Annotated in this window: 19 protein-coding genes; 18 read left to right on the top strand and 1 reads right to left on the bottom strand. The window is 64.6% G+C overall.

Annotated elements, in window-relative coordinates:
- Nucleotides 1-179 precede the first annotated feature (179 nt).
- From WBK23_RS08130 to WBK23_RS08115, 4 genes are all read left to right on the top strand, one after another.
- Entirely contained in the window at nucleotides 180-1,982 is a 1,803-nt protein-coding gene (locus WBK23_RS08130) for an SLC13 family permease (protein WP_424483477.1), read from the top strand.
- A 56-nt stretch (nucleotides 1,983-2,038) separates the two neighbouring features.
- On the top strand, nucleotides 2,039-2,473 hold the full coding sequence (gene trxC, locus WBK23_RS08125) for a thioredoxin TrxC (RefSeq protein ID WP_424483476.1): 435 nt from the start codon (nucleotides 2,039-2,041) through the stop codon (nucleotides 2,471-2,473).
- Between the two features lie 94 nt (nucleotides 2,474-2,567).
- Nucleotides 2,568-3,011, top strand: coding sequence for a YiiD C-terminal domain-containing protein (locus WBK23_RS08120; RefSeq protein WP_424483475.1), 444 nt, complete (start codon nucleotides 2,568-2,570; stop codon nucleotides 3,009-3,011).
- Nucleotides 3,012-3,099: 88 nt separating this feature from the next.
- Entirely contained in the window at nucleotides 3,100-3,900 is an 801-nt protein-coding gene (locus WBK23_RS08115) for a universal stress protein (protein WP_424483474.1), read from the top strand.
- 58 nt (nucleotides 3,901-3,958) lie between these two features.
- Here WBK23_RS08115 and WBK23_RS08110 read toward each other — a convergent pair whose 3' ends face one another.
- Complete coding sequence (locus tag WBK23_RS08110) at nucleotides 3,959-4,732, bottom strand: ParA family protein (RefSeq protein ID WP_424483473.1); 774 nt, start codon at nucleotides 4,730-4,732, stop codon at nucleotides 3,959-3,961.
- A 214-nt stretch (nucleotides 4,733-4,946) separates the two neighbouring features.
- Between WBK23_RS08110 and WBK23_RS08105 the strand changes: the two genes are divergently transcribed.
- From WBK23_RS08105 to WBK23_RS08040, 14 genes are read left to right on the top strand one after another with little or no spacing between them, the layout of a single operon-like run.
- Complete coding sequence (locus WBK23_RS08105) at nucleotides 4,947-5,678, top strand: beta-ketoacyl synthase chain length factor (protein ID WP_424483472.1); 732 nt, start codon at nucleotides 4,947-4,949, stop codon at nucleotides 5,676-5,678.
- On the top strand, nucleotides 5,651-6,466 hold the full coding sequence (locus WBK23_RS08100; protein WP_424483471.1) for a lysophospholipid acyltransferase family protein: 816 nt from the start codon (nucleotides 5,651-5,653) through the stop codon (nucleotides 6,464-6,466). The genes WBK23_RS08105 and WBK23_RS08100 overlap by 28 nt, the downstream gene beginning before the upstream one ends.
- Nucleotides 6,441-6,701, top strand: a complete 261-nt coding sequence (locus WBK23_RS08095) for a phosphopantetheine-binding protein (protein WP_090249897.1) — start codon at nucleotides 6,441-6,443, stop codon at nucleotides 6,699-6,701. The genes WBK23_RS08100 and WBK23_RS08095 overlap by 26 nt, the downstream gene beginning before the upstream one ends.
- Before the next feature lie 11 nt (nucleotides 6,702-6,712).
- Nucleotides 6,713-6,973 (top strand): acyl carrier protein, encoded by a 261-nt coding sequence (locus WBK23_RS08090; protein WP_424483470.1) that lies wholly within the window; start codon nucleotides 6,713-6,715, stop codon nucleotides 6,971-6,973.
- Nucleotides 6,973-7,518: a hypothetical protein gene (locus WBK23_RS08085; RefSeq protein ID WP_424483469.1), complete on the top strand. Its 546-nt coding sequence runs from the start codon at nucleotides 6,973-6,975 to the stop codon at nucleotides 7,516-7,518. The genes WBK23_RS08090 and WBK23_RS08085 overlap by 1 nt, the downstream gene beginning before the upstream one ends.
- Nucleotides 7,515-9,185 (top strand): AMP-binding protein, encoded by a 1,671-nt coding sequence (locus WBK23_RS08080; RefSeq protein ID WP_424483468.1) that lies wholly within the window; start codon nucleotides 7,515-7,517, stop codon nucleotides 9,183-9,185. The genes WBK23_RS08085 and WBK23_RS08080 overlap by 4 nt, the downstream gene beginning before the upstream one ends.
- Nucleotides 9,178-9,912, top strand: a complete 735-nt coding sequence (locus WBK23_RS08075; protein ID WP_424483467.1) for a glycosyltransferase family 2 protein — start codon at nucleotides 9,178-9,180, stop codon at nucleotides 9,910-9,912. Before WBK23_RS08080 ends, WBK23_RS08075 begins: the two co-directional genes overlap by 8 nt.
- Nucleotides 9,909-10,847, top strand: a complete 939-nt coding sequence (locus WBK23_RS08070) for a glycosyl transferase (RefSeq protein WP_424483466.1) — start codon at nucleotides 9,909-9,911, stop codon at nucleotides 10,845-10,847. The genes WBK23_RS08075 and WBK23_RS08070 overlap by 4 nt, the downstream gene beginning before the upstream one ends.
- Nucleotides 10,828-12,369, top strand: coding sequence for an HAL/PAL/TAL family ammonia-lyase (locus WBK23_RS08065; protein ID WP_424483465.1), 1,542 nt, complete (start codon nucleotides 10,828-10,830; stop codon nucleotides 12,367-12,369). The genes WBK23_RS08070 and WBK23_RS08065 overlap by 20 nt, the downstream gene beginning before the upstream one ends.
- The gene (locus WBK23_RS08060) at nucleotides 12,362-12,787 is read left to right on the top strand and encodes an acyl-CoA thioesterase (RefSeq protein WP_424483464.1); all 426 of its coding nucleotides are present in this window, start codon (nucleotides 12,362-12,364) and stop codon (nucleotides 12,785-12,787) included. Before WBK23_RS08065 ends, WBK23_RS08060 begins: the two co-directional genes overlap by 8 nt.
- Nucleotides 12,784-13,377 carry an outer membrane lipoprotein carrier protein LolA gene (locus tag WBK23_RS08055; protein WP_424483463.1) on the top strand — a complete coding sequence of 198 codons (594 nt, stop codon included), beginning with the start codon at nucleotides 12,784-12,786 and terminating at the stop codon, nucleotides 13,375-13,377. Before WBK23_RS08060 ends, WBK23_RS08055 begins: the two co-directional genes overlap by 4 nt.
- Nucleotides 13,367-15,709 (top strand): MMPL family transporter, encoded by a 2,343-nt coding sequence (locus tag WBK23_RS08050; RefSeq protein WP_424483462.1) that lies wholly within the window; start codon nucleotides 13,367-13,369, stop codon nucleotides 15,707-15,709. The genes WBK23_RS08055 and WBK23_RS08050 overlap by 11 nt, the downstream gene beginning before the upstream one ends.
- Nucleotides 15,706-16,857 (top strand): sodium:proton antiporter, encoded by a 1,152-nt coding sequence (locus WBK23_RS08045; RefSeq protein ID WP_424483461.1) that lies wholly within the window; start codon nucleotides 15,706-15,708, stop codon nucleotides 16,855-16,857. The genes WBK23_RS08050 and WBK23_RS08045 overlap by 4 nt, the downstream gene beginning before the upstream one ends.
- Nucleotides 16,844-18,091: an NAD(P)/FAD-dependent oxidoreductase gene (locus WBK23_RS08040; RefSeq protein ID WP_424483460.1), complete on the top strand. Its 1,248-nt coding sequence runs from the start codon at nucleotides 16,844-16,846 to the stop codon at nucleotides 18,089-18,091. Before WBK23_RS08045 ends, WBK23_RS08040 begins: the two co-directional genes overlap by 14 nt.
- The last annotated feature ends 2 nt before the right edge of the window (nucleotides 18,092-18,093 follow it).

The raw sequence follows: 18,093 nt of genomic DNA, 5'->3' as shown, positions 1-18,093 counted from the left end.
CAGGCACAGTGCGCGGCAGAGCGGTCGGTACAGCCTTATCTATTAAATCGAAAAGGCATATAAACCTTTCCAAACATTCTTAGACTCTCTAAGCAGCAACCCTTATCTTCTCCGCCTTGCGCGGCACCCTGCCTGGATTTGCCGCGCGCGATACCTCACACGAGATTCGACGTTTAAGGATGTCCATGTTCTGGGATTCACTGCCTCTGCCCCTACTGTTTGTCGGTGCCCTGCTGGTCTGGGTGCTGTACGCCTTTGTGCGCGAGAAGTGGAGCCCGGACATCGTCGCGGCCATCGCCGTGGCGGCGCTGCTGATTACCCAACTGCTGACGCCTGCAGAAGTGCTCAGCGTGCTGAGCAACTCAGCGCCGGTGACCATCGCCTGCATGTTCGTGCTGTCTGCGGCCCTGGAGCGCACCGGCTGCATTGATGCCCTCGGCAACTGGCTGGGCGACCTGGTCGGCACCAGTCCAGTCCGCGTGCTCACTGGCCTCACGGTTACCGCCCTGGTGATTTCCGCCTTCCTCAACAACACCCCGGTGGTGGCCATCCTCACCCCGGTAGCGATTTCCCTGGCCCGACGTGCCGGCACCCTGCCGTCGAAGCTGCTGATCCCGTTGTCCTACGCCACCATCCTCGGCGGCACCCTGACCATGATCGGCACCTCGACCAACATTCTGGTCGATGGCGTGGCGCGCAAGGCCGGCCTTGAGCCCTTCGGCATGTTTGAGATCACCGGTGCCGGGTTGATTCTCGCCGCCGCCGGCATGGCCTACCTGCTGACCATTGGCCGCCACCTGCTGCCCGAACGCGAAACCCTGTCCAAGCAGCTGCGCCCGAACCTCGACCGCACCTTTATGACCGAGTTGCTGGTACCGCATGACTCGCCGGTGATCGGCAAGACCCTGCACGAAGCAAACCTCAATGGCGGCAGCGGCTTGCAGGTGTTGAAGATCTTCCGCGATGAGCAGGAGCTCACCGAGCCGGCCCACGACACCCTGCTGGCCGCTGGCGACCAACTGGTGCTGCACGGCCAGGTCAAGGATGTGGTGGAGCTGCGCGAAAGCGGCCACCTCACGTTCAACCGCAGCGATGCCTTCGAGACCATCAGCAGCCACGACGTTATCCTCGCCGAGGCCATCGTCGGGCGTAACTCGCGTTACAGCCACCGGCCCATGCGCGACCTCGACCTCACCGCGCGCTACGGCATCGCCGTGCTCGCCGTGCACCGCCAGGACGAGAATATCCAGGGCAACCTGGATGACTTCGAACTGCAGTTCGGCGACGTGATGCTGGTGGAAGGCACGCCGACGCAGATCAAGCGTTTTGCAGACAACGGCGAGCTGATCAGCCTCAACGCCGTGCAGGAGCGCGCCTTCCGCCGTGACAAGGCACCGATTGCGATCATCGCCACCCTCGCAGTCATGCTGCTGGCGGCCTTCGGCGTGATGCCCATCGAAGGCCTGGCGATCATCGGCGCGGTCACCGTGCTGGCGACCCGTTGCCTGGATGTGGAGGACGCCTACAAGGCGGTGGACTGGAAGATCCTCAGCCTGATCTTCGGCATGCTGGCCATCAGCATCGCCATGGACAAGGTCGGCCTGGTCAAATTGATGGTCGAGAACGTGATGGCCTGGCTGCCCTGGGCCGGACCGCTGCTGATGCTGAGCTTTATCTACCTGTTTACCTCGATTCTCACCGAGGTGCTGTCGAACAACGCCGTCGCCGTACTGGTCACGCCAATTGCCATCGGCATGGCCCAGCACCTGGGCGTCGACCCGCGCGCCTTTGTGGTCGCGGTGATGTTCGCCGCCAGCGCCAGCTTCGCCACACCGATCGGCTACCAGACCAACACCTTTGTGTATAACGCCGGCGGCTATCGCTTTACCGATTTCATGAAGGTCGGTATTCCGCTGAACCTGATTCTCTGGGTGGTCGCAACCCTGGTGATTCCCTGGTTCTGGCCGCTGGTACCGGTCTGACTTGATATCGCCGCAGCGCGGCTCCATCTAGTGGAGCATTGCCCAAGGAGCCGCGTATGACCGATCCCCTGCTGATCCCCTGCCCGCACTGCAACGGCCTCAACCGCATTCCTAGCGAACGCCTGGGCGATGCACCGCGCTGTGGCCGCTGCAAGGCCGAGGTGCTGCCGAGCAAACCCTTCGAGCTGACCCAGGCCAGTTTCGACGCGCAAAACAAGGGCGACCTGCCGCTGTTGATGGATGTCTGGGCCAGCTGGTGCGGCCCCTGCCGCAGCTTTGCGCCGATCTACGAGCAGGCCTCCAGTCAGCTGCAAGGCCGCTGCCGCCTGGCCAAGCTGGACAGCGAAGCCAACCCGCAACTGTCCGCCGAAATGGGCATCCGCTCGATCCCCAGCCTGATCCTGCTCAAAGGCGGCGTCGAAGTTGCCCGGCAGAGCGGCGCGCTGCCCTTGCCGCAGCTGCTGGGCTGGTTGCGCCAGCAGGGCATCTGAGCGAATCGGTCAATCGCGCGACTGCCCCGCGGTCATTACCTTGGCCACATCCAACCTTTAGGCTGGCTGCACAACAATACGTGTGGAGCCCAGCATGCCGATGCCCATTGAACTGGTACGCCAGCTCACCGAAGAACAGATCGCCTTCGTCAAACGCAGCGGCCTCAAGGCCGAAGTGCTGGAGCCCGGCCGGGTGCGCCTGCGCATGCCACTGGCGGGCAACCAGAACCATATCGGCAGCATGTACGCCGGTGCGCTGTTTACCCTGGCGGAGATTCCCGGCGGCGCGCTGTTTCTCACCAGCTTCGATGCCCAGCGTTTCTACCCCATCATCAAGGAAATGAACCTGCGCTTTCGCCGCCCGGCCAGCGGCGATATCCGCGTCGAGGCACGCCTGGAGGCCGAGGAAATCCAGCGCCTGCAACAGCAAGCGACAGACACCGGCAAAGCCGAATATCTATTGCAGTTGCAGCTGACCGACGACAGTGGTGAAGTAGTGGCCGAGAGTCGCGGCGTCTATCAATTACGTGCGCGCTGACGCCTGACCTTGCCCTGGGTCAAAAGTCCAGCTATGACTCGAGGTCACAATAAATGTGCCGACATGCATCGGCAGGAGAACGCCGACCATGCCCAGTCACATTCTTATCGCCCACGACCTGCGCGACACTGCCGACATGGCCCTGTGCCGCGCCACCCAGTTGGCCAAGCAGTTCAACGCCAAGCTGACCATGTTGCATGTGCTCGACCCGAGCAAAAGCTCCCAGGAACACGAGCAGGCCAAGCAGGCCCTGGACCGCAGCCTGACGCAATACGCCCCGCCCGGCAGCCAGCTGCTGATCCGCACCGGCATCAAGCCCTCGGAAGTGGTGTTGCAGCAGTTGAACGAACTGGACTGCGACCTGCTGGTGCTCGGCGGCCATCATCAGCGCCACGACTTCTTCTCCGGCACCAGCCTCGACCGCATCGCGCGCAACTGCCCGGTGCCACTGCTGCTGGTCGCGCGTAACGATTCGCGCCCGTATGAACGCGCCCTGGCCGCCATCGACTTTTCGCTCTGCGCCTGTAGCGCCCTCGGCCAGGCCTACCGCCTGCTGCCGGAAAGCGCCGAGCTGCACGCCCTGCACGTTTTCGAGCCGGACAAGGGCACGCCCAAGCAGATCGAAGCACAACTGACCACACAGAAAGCCCTGATCAGCCAGCTGCTGGAAGATGAGGCGCAGAACTTACCGGAAACAGGCCCGACCCTGACCCATTCGGTGGAGCAAGGCGGCATCCTGCGCTGCCTGCAGGCGCACCTGAAAAGCACCAACACCGAACTGCTGGTCCTCGGCAGCCACGGCCGCAGCGCGCTGTCGCAAGCGCTGCTTGGTAGCCTGGCGCAGCACTTCCTGCACAAGGCTCCTTGCGATATCTATGTCGTGCGGTAGGTTTCCTGCGCCCAACAAAAAAGCTGCCTAGGCAGCTTTTTTAGTTTCCAGGTCCGACTCAATCGGCGTTGTTAAGCAGGTCATGCAGTTCAACAAACTGCTGGGTCAGCTTGTGGCTGCGGTCCAGGTAGATCAGCGGCATACAAGCCTGGTGCGACTCGCGCATCTTCACCGAACTCATCAGGTTGACCGGCAGCACCGGCAAGCCCTCGGCAATCAGCTCATCGAGCAGCTGCTGCGGCAGGGTAGCACGCGGCTGGAACTGGTTGACCACGATGCCTTCGACTTCCAGGCCCTCGTTGTGGTCTTCCTTGAGCTCTTCGATCTCGCGCAGCAGGCCATACAGCGCCTGACGCGAGAAACTGTCGCAGTCGAACGGGATCAGCACGCGGTCGGCGGCGATCAACGCCGAAACGGTGTAGAAGTTCAGCGCCGGCGGGGTATCGAGGTAAATCCGGTCGTAGTCCTCGCTGAGGTCTTCGAGCAGTTTGCGCAGCTTGTTGATCTTGTGTTTCTGCTCAAGCTTGGGCTGCAGGTCGGCCAACTCGGCGGTGGCGGTGACCACATGCAGGTTGTCGAACGGCGTTTCGTAGATATCCACACTGCCTTTCTTGGCGAACGGCGTGGACGACAGGGTGCCCTTGAAGAACTCGGCGATGCCCATGGGGATTTCCTCGCCGGTCAGGCCGGTGAGGTAATGCGTCGAGTTGGCCTGGGCGTCCAGGTCGATCAACAGGGTGCGATAGCCCTGGGAGGCACTGACTGCGGCCAGGTTGCAGGCGATGCTGGATTTACCCACCCCGCCCTTCTGATTGAAGATCACGCGCCGCATGTAACACCCCCCTGAATCCCACATAAGCCCCGAAATGGCCCTGGATTCTATGCAAACTACGTGACAAGGGCGAGATTTTCGGCAAATTGGCCGCCGCCTCCGGTCAGAACGCTCTACCACGGATTTGCGCACGGCCCGCACGGTCTGGATAATGCCAGCACTTCGCCACACCTGCTGCCAAGCCCTCCGCTGGTTGCGGCTGGCTGTAGCCGACATGGACGCCCACCGCGTGACACATTTCAGGATCGAACAATGGCGTGCCTGGGCCCCTGGCCTGGACAGCACGGCTGACTGGTGCGCCTGGCACCAGGCACCGACGCGCCTGGTGGATGCTGGTGAGCAACCGGATGTCAGCGCACTGCCAGCCATGCAGCGCCGGCGCTTGAGCCGTCTGGCACGCATGGCCTTCCACGTTGCCTGGCCGCTGGCCGAAGCGCACCCGCAACTGCCCATGGTATTCGCCAGCCGGCATGGCGAAACCCCGCGCACCCTGACCATCCTGACCGACCTGGCGCACAACGAGCCGCTGTCGCCGACCCAGTTCAGCCTCTCGGTGCATAACGCGATCATCGGCCTGTGGTCGATCCAGCGCGGCGATCACAGCGAAATGACCGCTCTGGCCGGTGCCGGCGATGGCCTGGAAAACGCCGTACTGGAAGCCTGCGGCATGCTCCACGACGGCGCGCCTGCGGTATTGCTGGTGATTGCCGAGGAAAGCCCGCCCGAGCTGTACCAACCTTTTATCGACGACGTACCGTTTTCCTATGCCGTCGGCCTGCTGCTAACCCCAGGCGATGACTGGCAGCTCGAACTGGCCAAAGGCACTGGCCCGCGCGCCGAATGGCCACACGCCCTCAACCTGGTGCGCGCCCTGTGCGGCGAGCAAACCTCCCTGCAACACCACTGGAAGAGCCGGCAATGGACATGGTCACGCAACAAGGCCTGAGCCGTTACAGCGCGCCCTATATCTGGCGGCTGATTGCCACGGCCCTGAGTTTCAGCCTGTTCGGCATCGGCGGTGTGCTGCTGCGCGTGCTGATCTTCCCGCTGCTGGCCCTGCTACCGGGCGACGCCCTGAGCCGGCGCACTCGCGCCCGCGCGGTGGTGAGCAAGACCTTCTACCTGTTCGTGCAGTTTATGTACCGCAGCGGCGTGCTGACTTATGAGGTCGAGGGTGTCGAACGCCTCGGCCGCCCCGGGCAGATGGTCATCGCCAATCACCCGTCGCTGATCGACGTGGTGGTGCTGATCGCCTTTATTCGCGACGCCAATTGCGTGGTCAAACAGAGCCTGTGGGATAACCCGAGCATGCGCGGCCCCCTGCGCGCGGCCCACTACATCAGCAACAGCGGCAGCATGGACATGCTCGACGAAGCCGCCGGCGCGCTGCAAAGCGGCCAGACCCTGGCGATCTTCCCTGAAGGCACGCGCACCACGCCGGGGCACAGCCCGGAGTTTCACCGTGGCGCAGCGGCCATCGCCCTGCGCGGCGCGCGCATCGTCACCCCGGTGGTGATCAGCGTCACGCCCACCACCCTGACCAAGGCCGAGCCTTGGTACAGCATTCCGTCGCGCCGTTTTCACTTTCGCCTGCGCGTGGGCGAGGATATTGACCCACAACAGTTCAACGCCATGGGGCCACCGCCAATCGCCTCACGCAAACTCAACGACTTTCTGCACCAACACTTTATTAAGGAGCTCGCCAAAGATGAGCGATTTGCAGCTGGAAATTAAGAACCTGATCATCGACGCCCTCGGCCTCGAAGACATGGCTGCCGAAGACATCGCCGCCGACCTGACCCTGTTCGGTGAAGGCCTCGGCCTGGATTCGGTAGACGCCCTGGAACTCGGCCTGGCCATCCAGAAACGCTTTGGCATCAAGATCGACGCCGAAGCCAAAGACACCCGCAAGCACTTTGCCAACGTAGCCAGCCTGGCGGCATTCGTGTCATCGCAACAGACCGCCTGAGGAAGCCACCGATGCAAACCCGTGAAGAGATTTTCATCACCCTGCGCGACGCCCTGGTCGAGCTGTTCGAGCTGGATGCCGAGCGCATTACGCCGGAAGCCAACCTCTATCAGGACCTGGAAATCGACAGCATCGATGCCGTCGACCTGATCGACCATATCAAGCGCCAGACGGGCAAGAAGCTCGCCGCCGAGGAATTCAAAGCCGTGCGTACCGTCGGTGACGTGGTCGAGGCGGTGCTGCAGCTCGTCAACGCCCCCGTTGCAGACTGATGGCGCGCCTGTTTGGCCTGCTCCTGCTGCTGGCTGGGCTGCTCTATCCCTTTGCCGTGTATTACGGCATGGAGCATCTGTCGCCGCGCCTGTTCGCCGCCGTGCTCGGCGGCCTGTGGCTGGTGCGTGCGCTAAGCCAATGGGGCAAGCCGGGCAATCGCTGGATGACCGCCGTGGCCCTGGGCTTCTGCCTGCTGCTCGGTCTGGCCGGGGAGCCCGCGTTGCTGCGCTGGTACCCGGTGCTGCTGAATGGCCTGCTGCTGGCGCTGTTCGGCCTCAGCCTGAAATTCGGCCCGCCGCTGATCGAACGCCTGGCGCGCCTGACTGAGCCGCAGTTGCCGGAAGTGGCGATCCGCTACACGCGTTTGGTCACTGCAGTCTGGGCCTGGTTCTTTCTGGCCAACGGCCTGGTGGTGGTGGCGCTGAACTTCTGGGCGCCGCTGAGCTGGTGGACGCTGTATACCGGGCTAATTGCCTACGGCCTGATGGGCCTGCTGTTTGCCGGCGAGTGGCTGGTGCGCCAGCGTGTAAGGAGACATGAATGAACTGGCTGCCCCTCGAGCATCTGCTGCTCGAAGCCCACCCCGGTCGCGCAGTAACTGCGGACCTGGATCACGCCCAGCTGCGCCAGCATGCCCTGCACCTGGCGGCTGAGCTGCAAGGCCGTGGCGTAAAGCGCCTGGCGCTGTACCTCGACGACGCCGGCGAACTGGCCATCGCCTTGCTGGCCGCCTGGCGCGCCGGGATTGCCGTACTGCTGCCGGCCGATGCCCAGCCGCAAACCCGCCAGCGCATGAGTACGCAGTGCGACCTGTGGCTGGACAACCTCGATGGCCTGCTTAACGCCGACAGCGCGGCACTGCCGCCGGCCCCGCTCGATCTCGACCAGTGCCAGCTAACCCTGTGCACCTCCGGCTCCAGCGGCGAAGCCAAGCTGATCGACAAATCCCTGCGCCAGCTGGCCAATGAAGTGACCGCCCTGGAGCAGCTGTGGGGCGAGCAACTGGGCAGCGCGACCATCCTCGGCAGCGTCGCCACCCAGCATATCTACGGCCTGCTGTTTCGCGTGCTGTGGCCGCTGTGCGCCGGCCGCACTTTTCTGCGCCGCGCCCAGCCATTCCCCGAAGACTTGCAACGCGAAAGCCTGGCAACCGGCAGCGACTTCGCCTGGGTCGCCAGCCCGGCGCTGCTCAAGCGCATGGGCGATAACCTTAATTGGCCAGCGCTGCGCGCGGTGCGTCAGGTGTTTTCCTCCGGTGGCGCGCTGCCAGCGGAAACCGCCGCCGAACTGCAAAACCTGCTCGGCCAATGGCCCACGGAAATCTACGGCAGCTCGGAAACCGGCGGTATCGCCTGGCGTCAGGGTGGCGATCTGTGGACGCCGTTTGCCGGAGTTGAACTGGGAAAGAACAGCGAAGGTGCGCTGCACCTGACCTCGCCCTACCTGCCGGCCGGCCACCGCGAGCAGACCGCCGATGCGGTCGAGCTGCAAGCCGATGGCCGCTTTGCCCTGCGCGGCCGCCTGGACCGGATTATCAAGCTGGAAGAAAAACGCATCTCCCTGCCGATGCTCGAACAGGCGCTGAGCAGCCACGAATGGCTCAGTGATGCACGCCTCGGTGTGGTGCAGGAAGGCCGCGCCTACCTCGGCGCGTTGGTGGCCTTGAGCCCGGCGGGCCTGCATGCGCTGCGCAACCAGGGGCGCAAGACCGTTAGCGAAACCCTGCGCCGCCACTTGGCCAGCCATTGCGAAGCGATTGCCTTGCCCCGGCGTTGGCGGTTGCTCGCCCAGCTGCCCTACACCAACCAGGGCAAGCTGGCGCAAGCCACAGTCGAAGCACTACTGGCAGCACCACGGCCAACCCAGGTGGAGCCGCTGTCGGCTGTCGAGCAGGATGGCGAATGGCAGCTTGAACTGGTGGTGCCGCTGGACCTCGCACACTTCACCGGCCACTTCCCGCAGACCCCGGTACTGCCGGGCGTGGTCCAGGTCGACTGGGCGCAGCAACTGGCGCGCGGCCTGATCAAGGACCTGCCACCACGTTTCTGTGGCATGGAAGTGCTGAAATTCCAGCAACTGGTACGCCCCGGCGACCGCCTGCAACTGACCCTGCGTTTCGACGCGGCGCGCGGCAAGCTGTACTTCACCTTCCGCAACGGCGAAGCGGCCTGCTCCTCCGGGCGCATTCTGCTGGGAGCCGCCCGTGCATAAGCCCTGCGCGGTAATCCCGGTCTACAACCATGAGCACGCGCTGCCGACTGTTGTTGCGGCTCTGCATCAAGCCGGCCTGCCCTGCGTGCTGGTGGATGACGCATCCAGCTTGGCCTGTGCAACGGTCATGGATCAGCTGGCCACACAACCCGATACCCACCTGCTGCGTCTGCCCGTCAATCAGGGCAAAGGCGGCGCGGTGATGGCCGGGCTGCGTGAAGCGGCGCGCCTGGGCTTTAGCCATGCGCTGCAGGTGGACGCCGACGGTCAGCATGACCTCAGCGATCTGCCGCGCTTTATCCAAACCTCGCAAGCCAACCCGCAGGCGCTGATTTGCGGCTACCCGCAATACGATGCCAGCGTGCCGAAAGGCCGCCTCTACGCGCGCTACCTGACCCACGTGTGGGTGTGGATCAACACCCTGTCGCTGAGCATCCGCGATTCCATGTGCGGCTTCCGGGTGTACCCGCTGCCGGCCACTTTGGCGCTGATCGACTCGGTAGCCATCGGCAAACGCATGGATTTCGACACTGAGATCCTGGTGCGCCTGGCCTGGCGCAACCAGCCAATGCACTGGCTGCCGACCCGCGTGCATTACCCGCTGGATGGCCTCTCGCACTTCCGCCTGTGGCACGACAACGCGCTGATATCGAAGATGCACGCCAAGCTGTTCTTCGGCATGCTGCTGCGTGCGCCGCAGATCCTCTGGCAACGGTGGCGCGGATGAGCGATCAACGCCACTGGGCCAGCCAGCGCGAGCGCGGCAGTTTTATTCTGATGAAGATCACCGCGGTGCTGACGCGCGTGCTCGGCCGTCGCCTGATCAGCCCACTGCTGTATCTGATCGTGCTGTACTTCTACCTGTTCGGCGCCAGGGCGCGGCGCAGCATTCACCACTATCAAAGCAATCTGGCCGCCTGGAGCGGACGCCCGGAGCTACGCCCGAGCCGTTACAGCGTGTTCCGCCAATTTATGCACTTCGCCGACACCTTGCTCGACAAGCTCGACGTCTGGAATGGCCGCCTCGGCCTGGAGCAGGTTGACCTGATCGACCCCGACGACCTCTGTGGCCAGCTGCAACGGCAGAACCGTGGGCAGATACTGGTCGCCGCGCACCTGGGCAATCTGGAAGTCTGCCGCGCCCTGGCCGAGGTCGGCGCGCAGGTACAGATGAACGTGCTGCTGCACACCAAACACGCCGCCCAGTTCAACCGCCTGCTGGCCGATGCCGGTGCCAGCCACCTGCGCCTGATCCAGGTCAGCGAACTGGACGCGGCGATCATGCTGCAATTGTCCGAGCGCCTGGAGCGCGGCGAGTGGCTGGCGATTGCCGGCGACCGCGTACCGCTCAAGGGCAGCCGCAAGGTCAGCGTGGACTTTCTCGGCAAGCCGGCCGCCTTCCCGCAAGGCCCGTGGTTGCTGGCGGGGCTGCTGCAATGCCCGGTCAACCTGATGAGTTGCCTGAAGATCGACGGCCGCTACCAGGTGATTCTCGAACCCTTTCTCGAGCGCCTACCGTGGAAGCGCAGCGAACGTGACGCGGTAATCCGCCAGTGCACCCAACGCTACGCCGACCGCCTGGGCCAACGCTGCCTGAGCGCGCCCCTGCAATGGTTCAATTTCTACCCGTTCTGGAATGAAGATGACGACAAATCAGCCTGATCCCATCGTGTTTGGCGAACAGCCCCTGCGCATCGAGCAGGTTGTCGCCCTGGCCAGCCGCAGCGCCCCGGCGCAGCTGCAAAACGATGCCGCCTACCGCGAAAAAATCGCCAAGGGCGCGCGTTTCCTCGACAGTCTGCTGGACAAGGAAGGCGTGATCTACGGCGTCACCACCGGCTACGGCGACTCCTGCGTGGTGGCCGTGCCGCTGCATCAAGTCGAGGCGCTGCCGCGTCACCTCTACACCTTCCACGGCTGTGGCCTCGGCAAGCTGCTCGATGAGCCTGCCACCCGCGCCGTGCTCGCCGCACGTTTGCAGTCGCTGTGTCAGGGCGTTTCCGGCGTGCGCGTCGAGCTGCTGGAACGCCTGCAGGCGTTTCTCGAATTTGATGTGCTGCCGCTGATTCCGGAAGAAGGCTCGGTGGGCGCCAGCGGCGATCTGACGCCGCTGTCCTATGTCGCGGCTACCCTGAGCGGTGAACGCGAAGTGATGTTCAAGGGTGAGCGCCGCAGCGCCGCCGATGTGCATAAGGAACTCGGCTGGACGCCGCTGACCCTGCGACCGAAAGAAGCCCTGGCGCTGATGAACGGCACGGCGGTGATGACCGCCCTGGCCTGCCAGGCGTTCTCCCGTGCCGATTACCTGCTGAAACTGGCCACCCGTATCACCGCGCTTAACGTGGTGGCGCTGGAAGGCAATCCGGAGCACTTCGACGAGCGCCTGTTCGCCGCCAAGCCGCACCCGGGGCAGATGCAGGTTGCCGCCTGGCTGCGCCAGGACCTGGCCATCGACGCACCGACCGCGCCGCTGCATCGTTTGCAGGACCGCTACTCGCTGCGCTGTGCGCCGCACGTGCTCGGCGTACTGGCCGATAGCCTGGGCCTGCTGCGCCAATTTATCGAAATCGAGCTGAACAGCGCCAACGACAACCCGCTGATCGACGCCGAAGCCGAACGCGTGCTGCACGGCGGACACTTCTACGGCGGGCATATCGCCTTCGCCATGGACAGCCTGAAGAATCTGGTGGGCAACGTCGCCGACCTGCTCGACCGCCAGCTCGCCCTGCTGGTCGACACCCGCTACAACCACGGCCTGCCGAGCAACCTGTCCGGCGCGCCGAGCGTCAGCGCGATGATCAACCACGGCTTCAAGGCCGTGCAGATCGGCACCAGCGCCTGGACCGCCGAAGCGCTGAAAAACACCATGCCGGCCAGCGTGTTCTCGCGCTCAACCGAGTGCCACAACCAGGACAAGGTGAGCATGGGCACCATCGCCGCCCGCGACGCCCTGCGCAGCCTGGAGCTGACCGAACAGGTCGCCGCCGCCACCCTGCTGGCCGCCAACCAGGGCGTATGGCTGCGCCAGCGCGACGGCAAGAGCGATATCCCGGCACCGATCACTGCCATGCGTGAACAGCTGGCCGTGGACTTCCACCCAGTGGTCGAAGACCGCGCCCTGGAAGCCGAGCTGCGTCTGTGCCTGGTGCGTATCCGCGCGCAGCACTGGAGGCTCTATGCGTAGCAAAGGCGTATTGCAGGCGGAAATCGAACTGCAGGTGCCGTTCTTCGACGTCGACATGATGGAAGTGGTCTGGCACGGCCACTACGTCAAATACTTCGAAGAAGCGCGCTGCGCCCTGCTCGACAAACTCGGCCACAACTACGTGCAGATGCGCGACGCCGGCTACGCCTGGCCGGTGATCGACCTGCAGCTGCGCTATATCCGCGGCGCGCAGTTCGGCCAGAAGATCATCGTGCGCGCCGACCTGGTGGAGTGGGAGAACCGCCTGAAGATCAACTACCTGATCACCGATGCAGCCAGCGGCGAGCGCATGACCCGTGGCAGCAGCGTGCAGGTAGCGGTGGAAATCGCCACCCGCGAGATGCAGTTTGCTTCACCCAAGGTGCTGATCGACGCCGTTGCCAAGGTGCTGGCGTGAAACGCCTGCTGGCAGGCCTCGGCCTCTGGCTGCTGAGCCAGAGCGCACTGGCCTTCGACCTCGACCAGCTCAGCGCCCAGCTGGCCAAGCCCGCCGTGGTACGCGGCCCGCTGATTCAGGAAAAGCACCTGCGCGCCCTGCCGCAGCCGCTGACCAGTCGCGGTCAGTTTGTGTTGAGCCGCGATCTTGGCCTGCTCTGGCAGCTGCAAAGCCCGCTCAAGCAGGATTACCGCATCGACAGCCAGGGCATCGCCAAACGCACGCCCAGCGGCTGGCAACAGCAACCCGGCCAGGATGTCGCAGCCCAACAGAGCCGGCTGTTTCTCGCCGTACTCAAGGGCGACCACAGCGGCCTGGCACGGGATTTCGAACTGCAATTGAGCGGTACGGCCGAGGCCTGGCAACTGCGCTTGCTGCCGAACTCGGTGTTGCTCAAGCAGATTTTCAGCCGCATTCAGATCGACGGCGGCGCCCTGGTGCAGCGCATCGAGTTGCATGAAACCCAGGGCGATCACAGCGTGCTGCGCTTGCCGGAAAGCCAGGCCGGCGCGGCCTTGAGCGAGCAGGAGCAACGCAACTTTGCCCAGTGAACGCTGGCTGCCGCGCGGCTTTCTGCTGCTGCTCGCGGTCTTGCTGGCGCTTGCCGCCTGGCAGTGGCGCAACGGCCCGCCCGTAGCCGCGGATATGCTCGCCCTGTTGCCCGCCGGCAGCGGCGACGCCCTGGTGCAGCAGGCCGAGCAGCGTATGCAGGAGCCGCTCAATCGCGACCTGCTGCTGTTGATCGGCCACCCGCAGCGCGACCAGGCGATTGCCCTGGCGCAGCAGGTGGGCGAGCAGTGGCGCGGCAGCGGGCGCTTCGCCCAGGTGCAGTGGAGCGTCGACAGCGACCTCGCGGCGCTGCGCGACTATCTGCGCAACAACCGCCTGGCCCTGCTGCCGAGCGCGGATCGCCAGCTGCTGCTGAAACAACCGCAACAACTAATCGAACAACGCGCCGCGCAGTTGTTCGATACCTTTGCCGGTTTGAGCTTGCTGCCTATCGAGCAGGATTGGCTGGGCCTCGGCGTACGCGCGCAACAGGCGCTGAATCCCGGCAGCCGCATCCAGGCCGACCTGAGCAGCGGCGCGCTGCTGCTGGAAGAGCCGGGCATGACCTGGGCCCTGCTGCGCGCCAGCGCCCAGGGCAGTGCATTCGATATGCAGGAACCGCCGCTGATTGCCGCCCAGGTCGCCGACACCCGCGCACAGATCGAAACAGCCGGCGGGCAACTGCTGGCAGCTGGTGGCGTACTGTACGCCGCCGCTGGGCAGGCCAAGGCCACCCGCGAGATCAGCCTGATTGGTGGAGGGGCCACCTTCGGTACGCTGCTGCTGTTGCTGCTGGCCTTCCGCCGCGTGCGGGTGCTGGTTAGCCTGCTGCCGATTGGCATGGCGCTGCTGGCCGGCTGCACCGCCTGCGTGCTGGTGTTCGGCCAGATCAACGCCCTGACCCTGGTACTCGGCGCCAGCCTGGTCGGGGTCGCCGCCGATTACCCGCAACACTATCTAAGTAAAAGCTGGAGCAACGCAGAAGGCAGCGAAAGCTGGAGCAGCTGGGGCGCCCTGCGCGCCACCTTGCCGGGCCTGAGCCTGAGCCTGGGCACCAACCTGATCGGCTACTTGGCGCTGGCCTTTACCCCGTTTCCGGCGCTGACCCAGGTCGCGCTGTTCTCCGCCGCCGGGCTGATCGCCGCTTATCTGTGCTCGGTATGCCTGCTGCCGGCCTGGCTGCGTGGCCTGCGGCTAAGCCCATCGCCGCAGCTGCTGAGTTTTAGCCAACGCCTGCTGGCCGGACGCACGCGTCTGTTAGCCAAGATCGGCAGCGCGCCGCTGCTGGCGTTACTCCTGCTGTTTTGTGCAGGCGGGCTGTGGCAACTGCATACACAGAATGACTTACGCCAGTGGCTCGGCCAGGAACCGCAACTATTGGCCGAAGCCCAGCGCATCGCCGAGCTAACCGGGCAACAGCCCACCAGCCAGTTCTTTTTGGTGCGCGCCGCTAACCCGCAGCAGTTGCTGGAGCGCCAGGCCGCGCTCAGCCAACGCCTCGACCAGGCGGTGGCCGCCGGCCAACTGCGTGGCTACCGCGCCCTCAGCCAGCTGGTGGCCGCCGACAGCCAGCTACAACCGTTACGCGCCGCCTTGCAGCAACTGCCACAGCACTGGCAGCCACTGCTCGACCTGGGCATTCCGGCCGCCGCACTGCAGGCCGAGCTGGCGCAGCTGACCAACGACCCCGCCCCCAGCCTCGAACAGAGCCTGGCCAGCCCGCTGGGCGAAGCCTGGCGCGGGCTCTGGCTGGGGGCTGAGAACAACGCGGTGGCGGGGCTGATCAGCTTGCAGGGCCTCAGCGACAGCAGCGTATTGCGCAGCCTCAGCGCAGACTTGCCGGGCGTGCAGCTGGTCGACCGCATCAGTGAGCTGAACGCGCTGTTTAGCGCCACCCAGCTGAGCGCCGCCGAACTGAAACTGCTCTCCTCCATCGCTATCCTGCTGTTGCTGTGCCTGCCGTTCGGCCTCGGCGGTGCGCTGCGGGTGGTCTGCCTGCCGCTGCTGGCGGCCATGGCGGCGCTGGCCTGCCTCGGTTGGCTGGGCCAGCCGCTGACCCTGTTCAGCCTGTTCGGCCTGCTGTTGATCACCGCCATCGGCGTCGATTACGCCATTCTGATGCGCGAAAACATCGACGGACCTGCGGTCAGCCTGCTCGGCACCCTGCTCTCGGCGCTGACCAGCTGGCTGTCGTTCGGCCTGCTGCTGCTCAGCGACACCCCGGCGATTGCCAACTTCGGCCTGGCGATCAGCCTCGGCCTGTTCTTCTGCTTCCTCCTCGCGCCCTGGGCCGGCACCCGGCAAGCCGCCGTTAACCAGGCACAAACGACATGAGCATCGCCCTGGCCTGGCTGGCACTACTCGCGTTATTTGCCCTGGCGACCTGGCTGGGCAAGCGCCTGCGCCTGATGCCGATCGTCAGCCAATTGCTGCTGGCCACCCTCGGCCTGCCGCTGCTGATGCTATGGACCGCGCCGCTGGGCTTCGGAGCCAGCGAGCTACTCGCACCGGTGTGGCTGGAGCCTTTGTATGGCGTGGCCTTCTGTTTGCTGCTCGGGCATATCCTCAGTGATGTGGTCGATCTGCAACTGGAGCCGGGCAGCCTGCAGATCGCCCTACCGAGTTTCTTTGTGCCGTTCCTCTGCGGCCTGGCCTGCGCGGTCTGGCTGCTGCCGGAGCAGGGCATGCTGGCCGATATTGCCGTGGGCCTGTTGTTTGCCCTGACCGCCATTCCGGTGCTGTTTCTCTACCTGCAGCACCTCGGCTACCCGGTGGCTAAGATCCGTCAGTTGCTGCAGGCGGCAATCATCATGGATTTGCTCTGCTGGCTGATCTTCGGCCTGGCCCAGGGCAGCAGCGACCCAGCCACCCTGCTCTGGCCCCTGCTGGCCGCCGGCCTGCCGCTGCTGTTAAAACTGCTGCCGCTGCGCTCGGCGCGGCTTAACGGCGGCTGCTTTCTCGCCCTGCTGCTGGTGATGCAACAACTGCACCTGAATGCCCTGGTGTTCGGCATCGCCTACCTGTTGCTGCTCACCGCCCTGCGCCTGCCTTTGCGTCTGCCGCTACCCGCCGGGCTGCTGCGCTGGCTGCAAACCTGGCTGGCGGTGCCGCTGATTTTGGCCTTTGGCCTGCTGCAGATCGACTGGCAGGACGCCTGGCAGGGGTATTCTGCCTGGCAGTTTGCGGCGCTGTTGCTGCTGCCAATCATCAGCAAACTGGCCGGTAACTGGCTGGGCCTGAGCTGGGCCGCCGGGCAGCTGCGCGCCTACGCGGGGCAGTGGCGCGAAAGCCTGTTGTTGAATACCCGCGGCCTGACTGAAATCATCTTTCTCAATCTGCTGCTGCAACAGCAGATAATCAGCCCAGCACTGTATTTCGCCCTGATGCTGATGGGCCTGATCTCGACCCTGCTACCGGCCCTGGCCGGTGCCTACCCACACGCCGCCAAGCATGAGGCAAGACGCCGCTATGAAGTCCCTTGAAGTCGAACAACGCCAAGTCGTAGTCATCGGTGCCGGCCCGTCTGGGGCGATTGCCGCGGCGTTGCTCAAGCGCAACGGCCATGACGTGCTGGTGCTGGAGCGCCAGCGCTTCCCGCGTTTCTCGATTGGCGAGAGCCTGCTGTCGCACTGCCTGGACTTCGTCGAGGAAGCCGGAATGCTCGACGCGGTACGCGCCGCCGGCTTCCAGACCAAACATGGCGCGGCCTTTGGCTGGGGCGAGCGTTATACCGAGTTCGATTTTCGCGACACCTTCACCCAAGGTCAGGGCTCGACCTATCAGGTGCTGCGCGCCGACTTCGACAAGCTGCTGGCCGACCAGGCCGAACTGCAGGGCGTGGAAATCCGCTATGAAGAGGAAATCTTCGCCGTCGATTTCAGCGGCGACTGCCCGCGCCTGAGCGTGCGGCGCTTGGCCGATGGCCACGAATACCAGGTCGAATGCGCCTTCGTTCTCGATGGCAGTGGCTACGGCCGCGTGCTGCCGCGCCTGCTCGACCTCGACCTGCCATCGAACTTCCCGGTGCGCCAGGCGGTGTTCACCCACGTCGAAGACCGCAACGACGGCAGCGATTTCGACCGTGAGAAGATTCTGATCACCACCCATCCCGAACTGCGCGACGTGTGGTTCTGGACCATCCCGTTCAGCAACGGCCGCTGCTCGGTCGGCGTGGTCGCCGATGCCACCCGTTTCCAGGGTCGCCCAGAAGACCTGGACGCCTGCCTCAAGCAATTTATCGAGGAAACGCCCTCGCTGGCCAAGGTGCTGAAGAACGCCGTGTGGGACACTCCGGCGCGCACCATTGGCGGCTACGCGGCCAACGTGAAAACCCTGCACGGTGCCGGTTTCGCCCTGCTCGGCAACGCCGCCGAATTCCTCGACCCGGTGTTCAGCTCCGGGGTAACCATCGCCATGCGTTCGGCGAGCATGGCCGCCGGCCTGTTGCACCGCCAGCTAAGTGGCGAGACGGTGGACTGGGAAGCCGACTTTGCTATCCCGCTCAAGCGCGGCGTCGACACCTTCCGCGTGTATGTCGAGGGCTGGTACGACGGCAGCTTCCAGGACGTGATCTATTTCGAGAAGGCCCAGCCGGAAATCCGCCGGATGATCAGCTCGATCCTCGCCGGCTACGCCTGGGATCAGAACAACCCCTACGTCGCCGAACCGCGCCGCCGCCTGCGGGTGCTCGCTGAACTCTGTGCTACTAGCGAATAAGG

It is taken from the genome of Pseudomonas sp. (genome assembly GCF_049653025.1).
Classification (GTDB): domain Bacteria; phylum Pseudomonadota; class Gammaproteobacteria; order Pseudomonadales; family Pseudomonadaceae; genus Aquipseudomonas.
The sequence above is the reverse complement of the archived record's forward strand: the minus strand, read 5'-3'. Positions and strand labels throughout refer to the sequence as shown.

Bases quoted from the DNA above. Each gene is read 5' to 3' on its own strand.
- WBK23_RS08130 (WP_424483477.1), top strand. From the start codon at position 180: ATGTCCATGTTCTGGGATTCACTGCCTCTGCCCCTACTGTTTGTCGGT.
- trxC (WP_424483476.1), top strand. From the start codon at position 2,039: ATGACCGATCCCCTGCTGATCCCCTGCCCGCACTGCAACGGCCTCAAC.
- WBK23_RS08120 (WP_424483475.1), top strand. From the start codon at position 2,568: ATGCCGATGCCCATTGAACTGGTACGCCAGCTCACCGAAGAACAGATC.
- WBK23_RS08115 (WP_424483474.1), top strand. From the start codon at position 3,100: ATGCCCAGTCACATTCTTATCGCCCACGACCTGCGCGACACTGCCGAC.
- WBK23_RS08110 (WP_424483473.1), bottom strand. From the start codon at position 4,732: ATGCGGCGCGTGATCTTCAATCAGAAGGGCGGGGTGGGTAAATCCAGC.
- WBK23_RS08105 (WP_424483472.1), top strand. From the start codon at position 4,947: ATGGACGCCCACCGCGTGACACATTTCAGGATCGAACAATGGCGTGCC.
- WBK23_RS08100 (WP_424483471.1), top strand. From the start codon at position 5,651: ATGGACATGGTCACGCAACAAGGCCTGAGCCGTTACAGCGCGCCCTAT.
- WBK23_RS08095 (WP_090249897.1), top strand. From the start codon at position 6,441: ATGAGCGATTTGCAGCTGGAAATTAAGAACCTGATCATCGACGCCCTC.
- WBK23_RS08090 (WP_424483470.1), top strand. From the start codon at position 6,713: ATGCAAACCCGTGAAGAGATTTTCATCACCCTGCGCGACGCCCTGGTC.
- WBK23_RS08085 (WP_424483469.1), top strand. From the start codon at position 6,973: ATGGCGCGCCTGTTTGGCCTGCTCCTGCTGCTGGCTGGGCTGCTCTAT.
- WBK23_RS08080 (WP_424483468.1), top strand. From the start codon at position 7,515: ATGAACTGGCTGCCCCTCGAGCATCTGCTGCTCGAAGCCCACCCCGGT.
- WBK23_RS08070 (WP_424483466.1), top strand. From the start codon at position 9,909: ATGAGCGATCAACGCCACTGGGCCAGCCAGCGCGAGCGCGGCAGTTTT.
- WBK23_RS08065 (WP_424483465.1), top strand. From the start codon at position 10,828: ATGACGACAAATCAGCCTGATCCCATCGTGTTTGGCGAACAGCCCCTG.
- WBK23_RS08060 (WP_424483464.1), top strand. From the start codon at position 12,362: ATGCGTAGCAAAGGCGTATTGCAGGCGGAAATCGAACTGCAGGTGCCG.
- WBK23_RS08045 (WP_424483461.1), top strand. From the start codon at position 15,706: ATGAGCATCGCCCTGGCCTGGCTGGCACTACTCGCGTTATTTGCCCTG.
- WBK23_RS08040 (WP_424483460.1), top strand. From the start codon at position 16,844: ATGAAGTCCCTTGAAGTCGAACAACGCCAAGTCGTAGTCATCGGTGCC.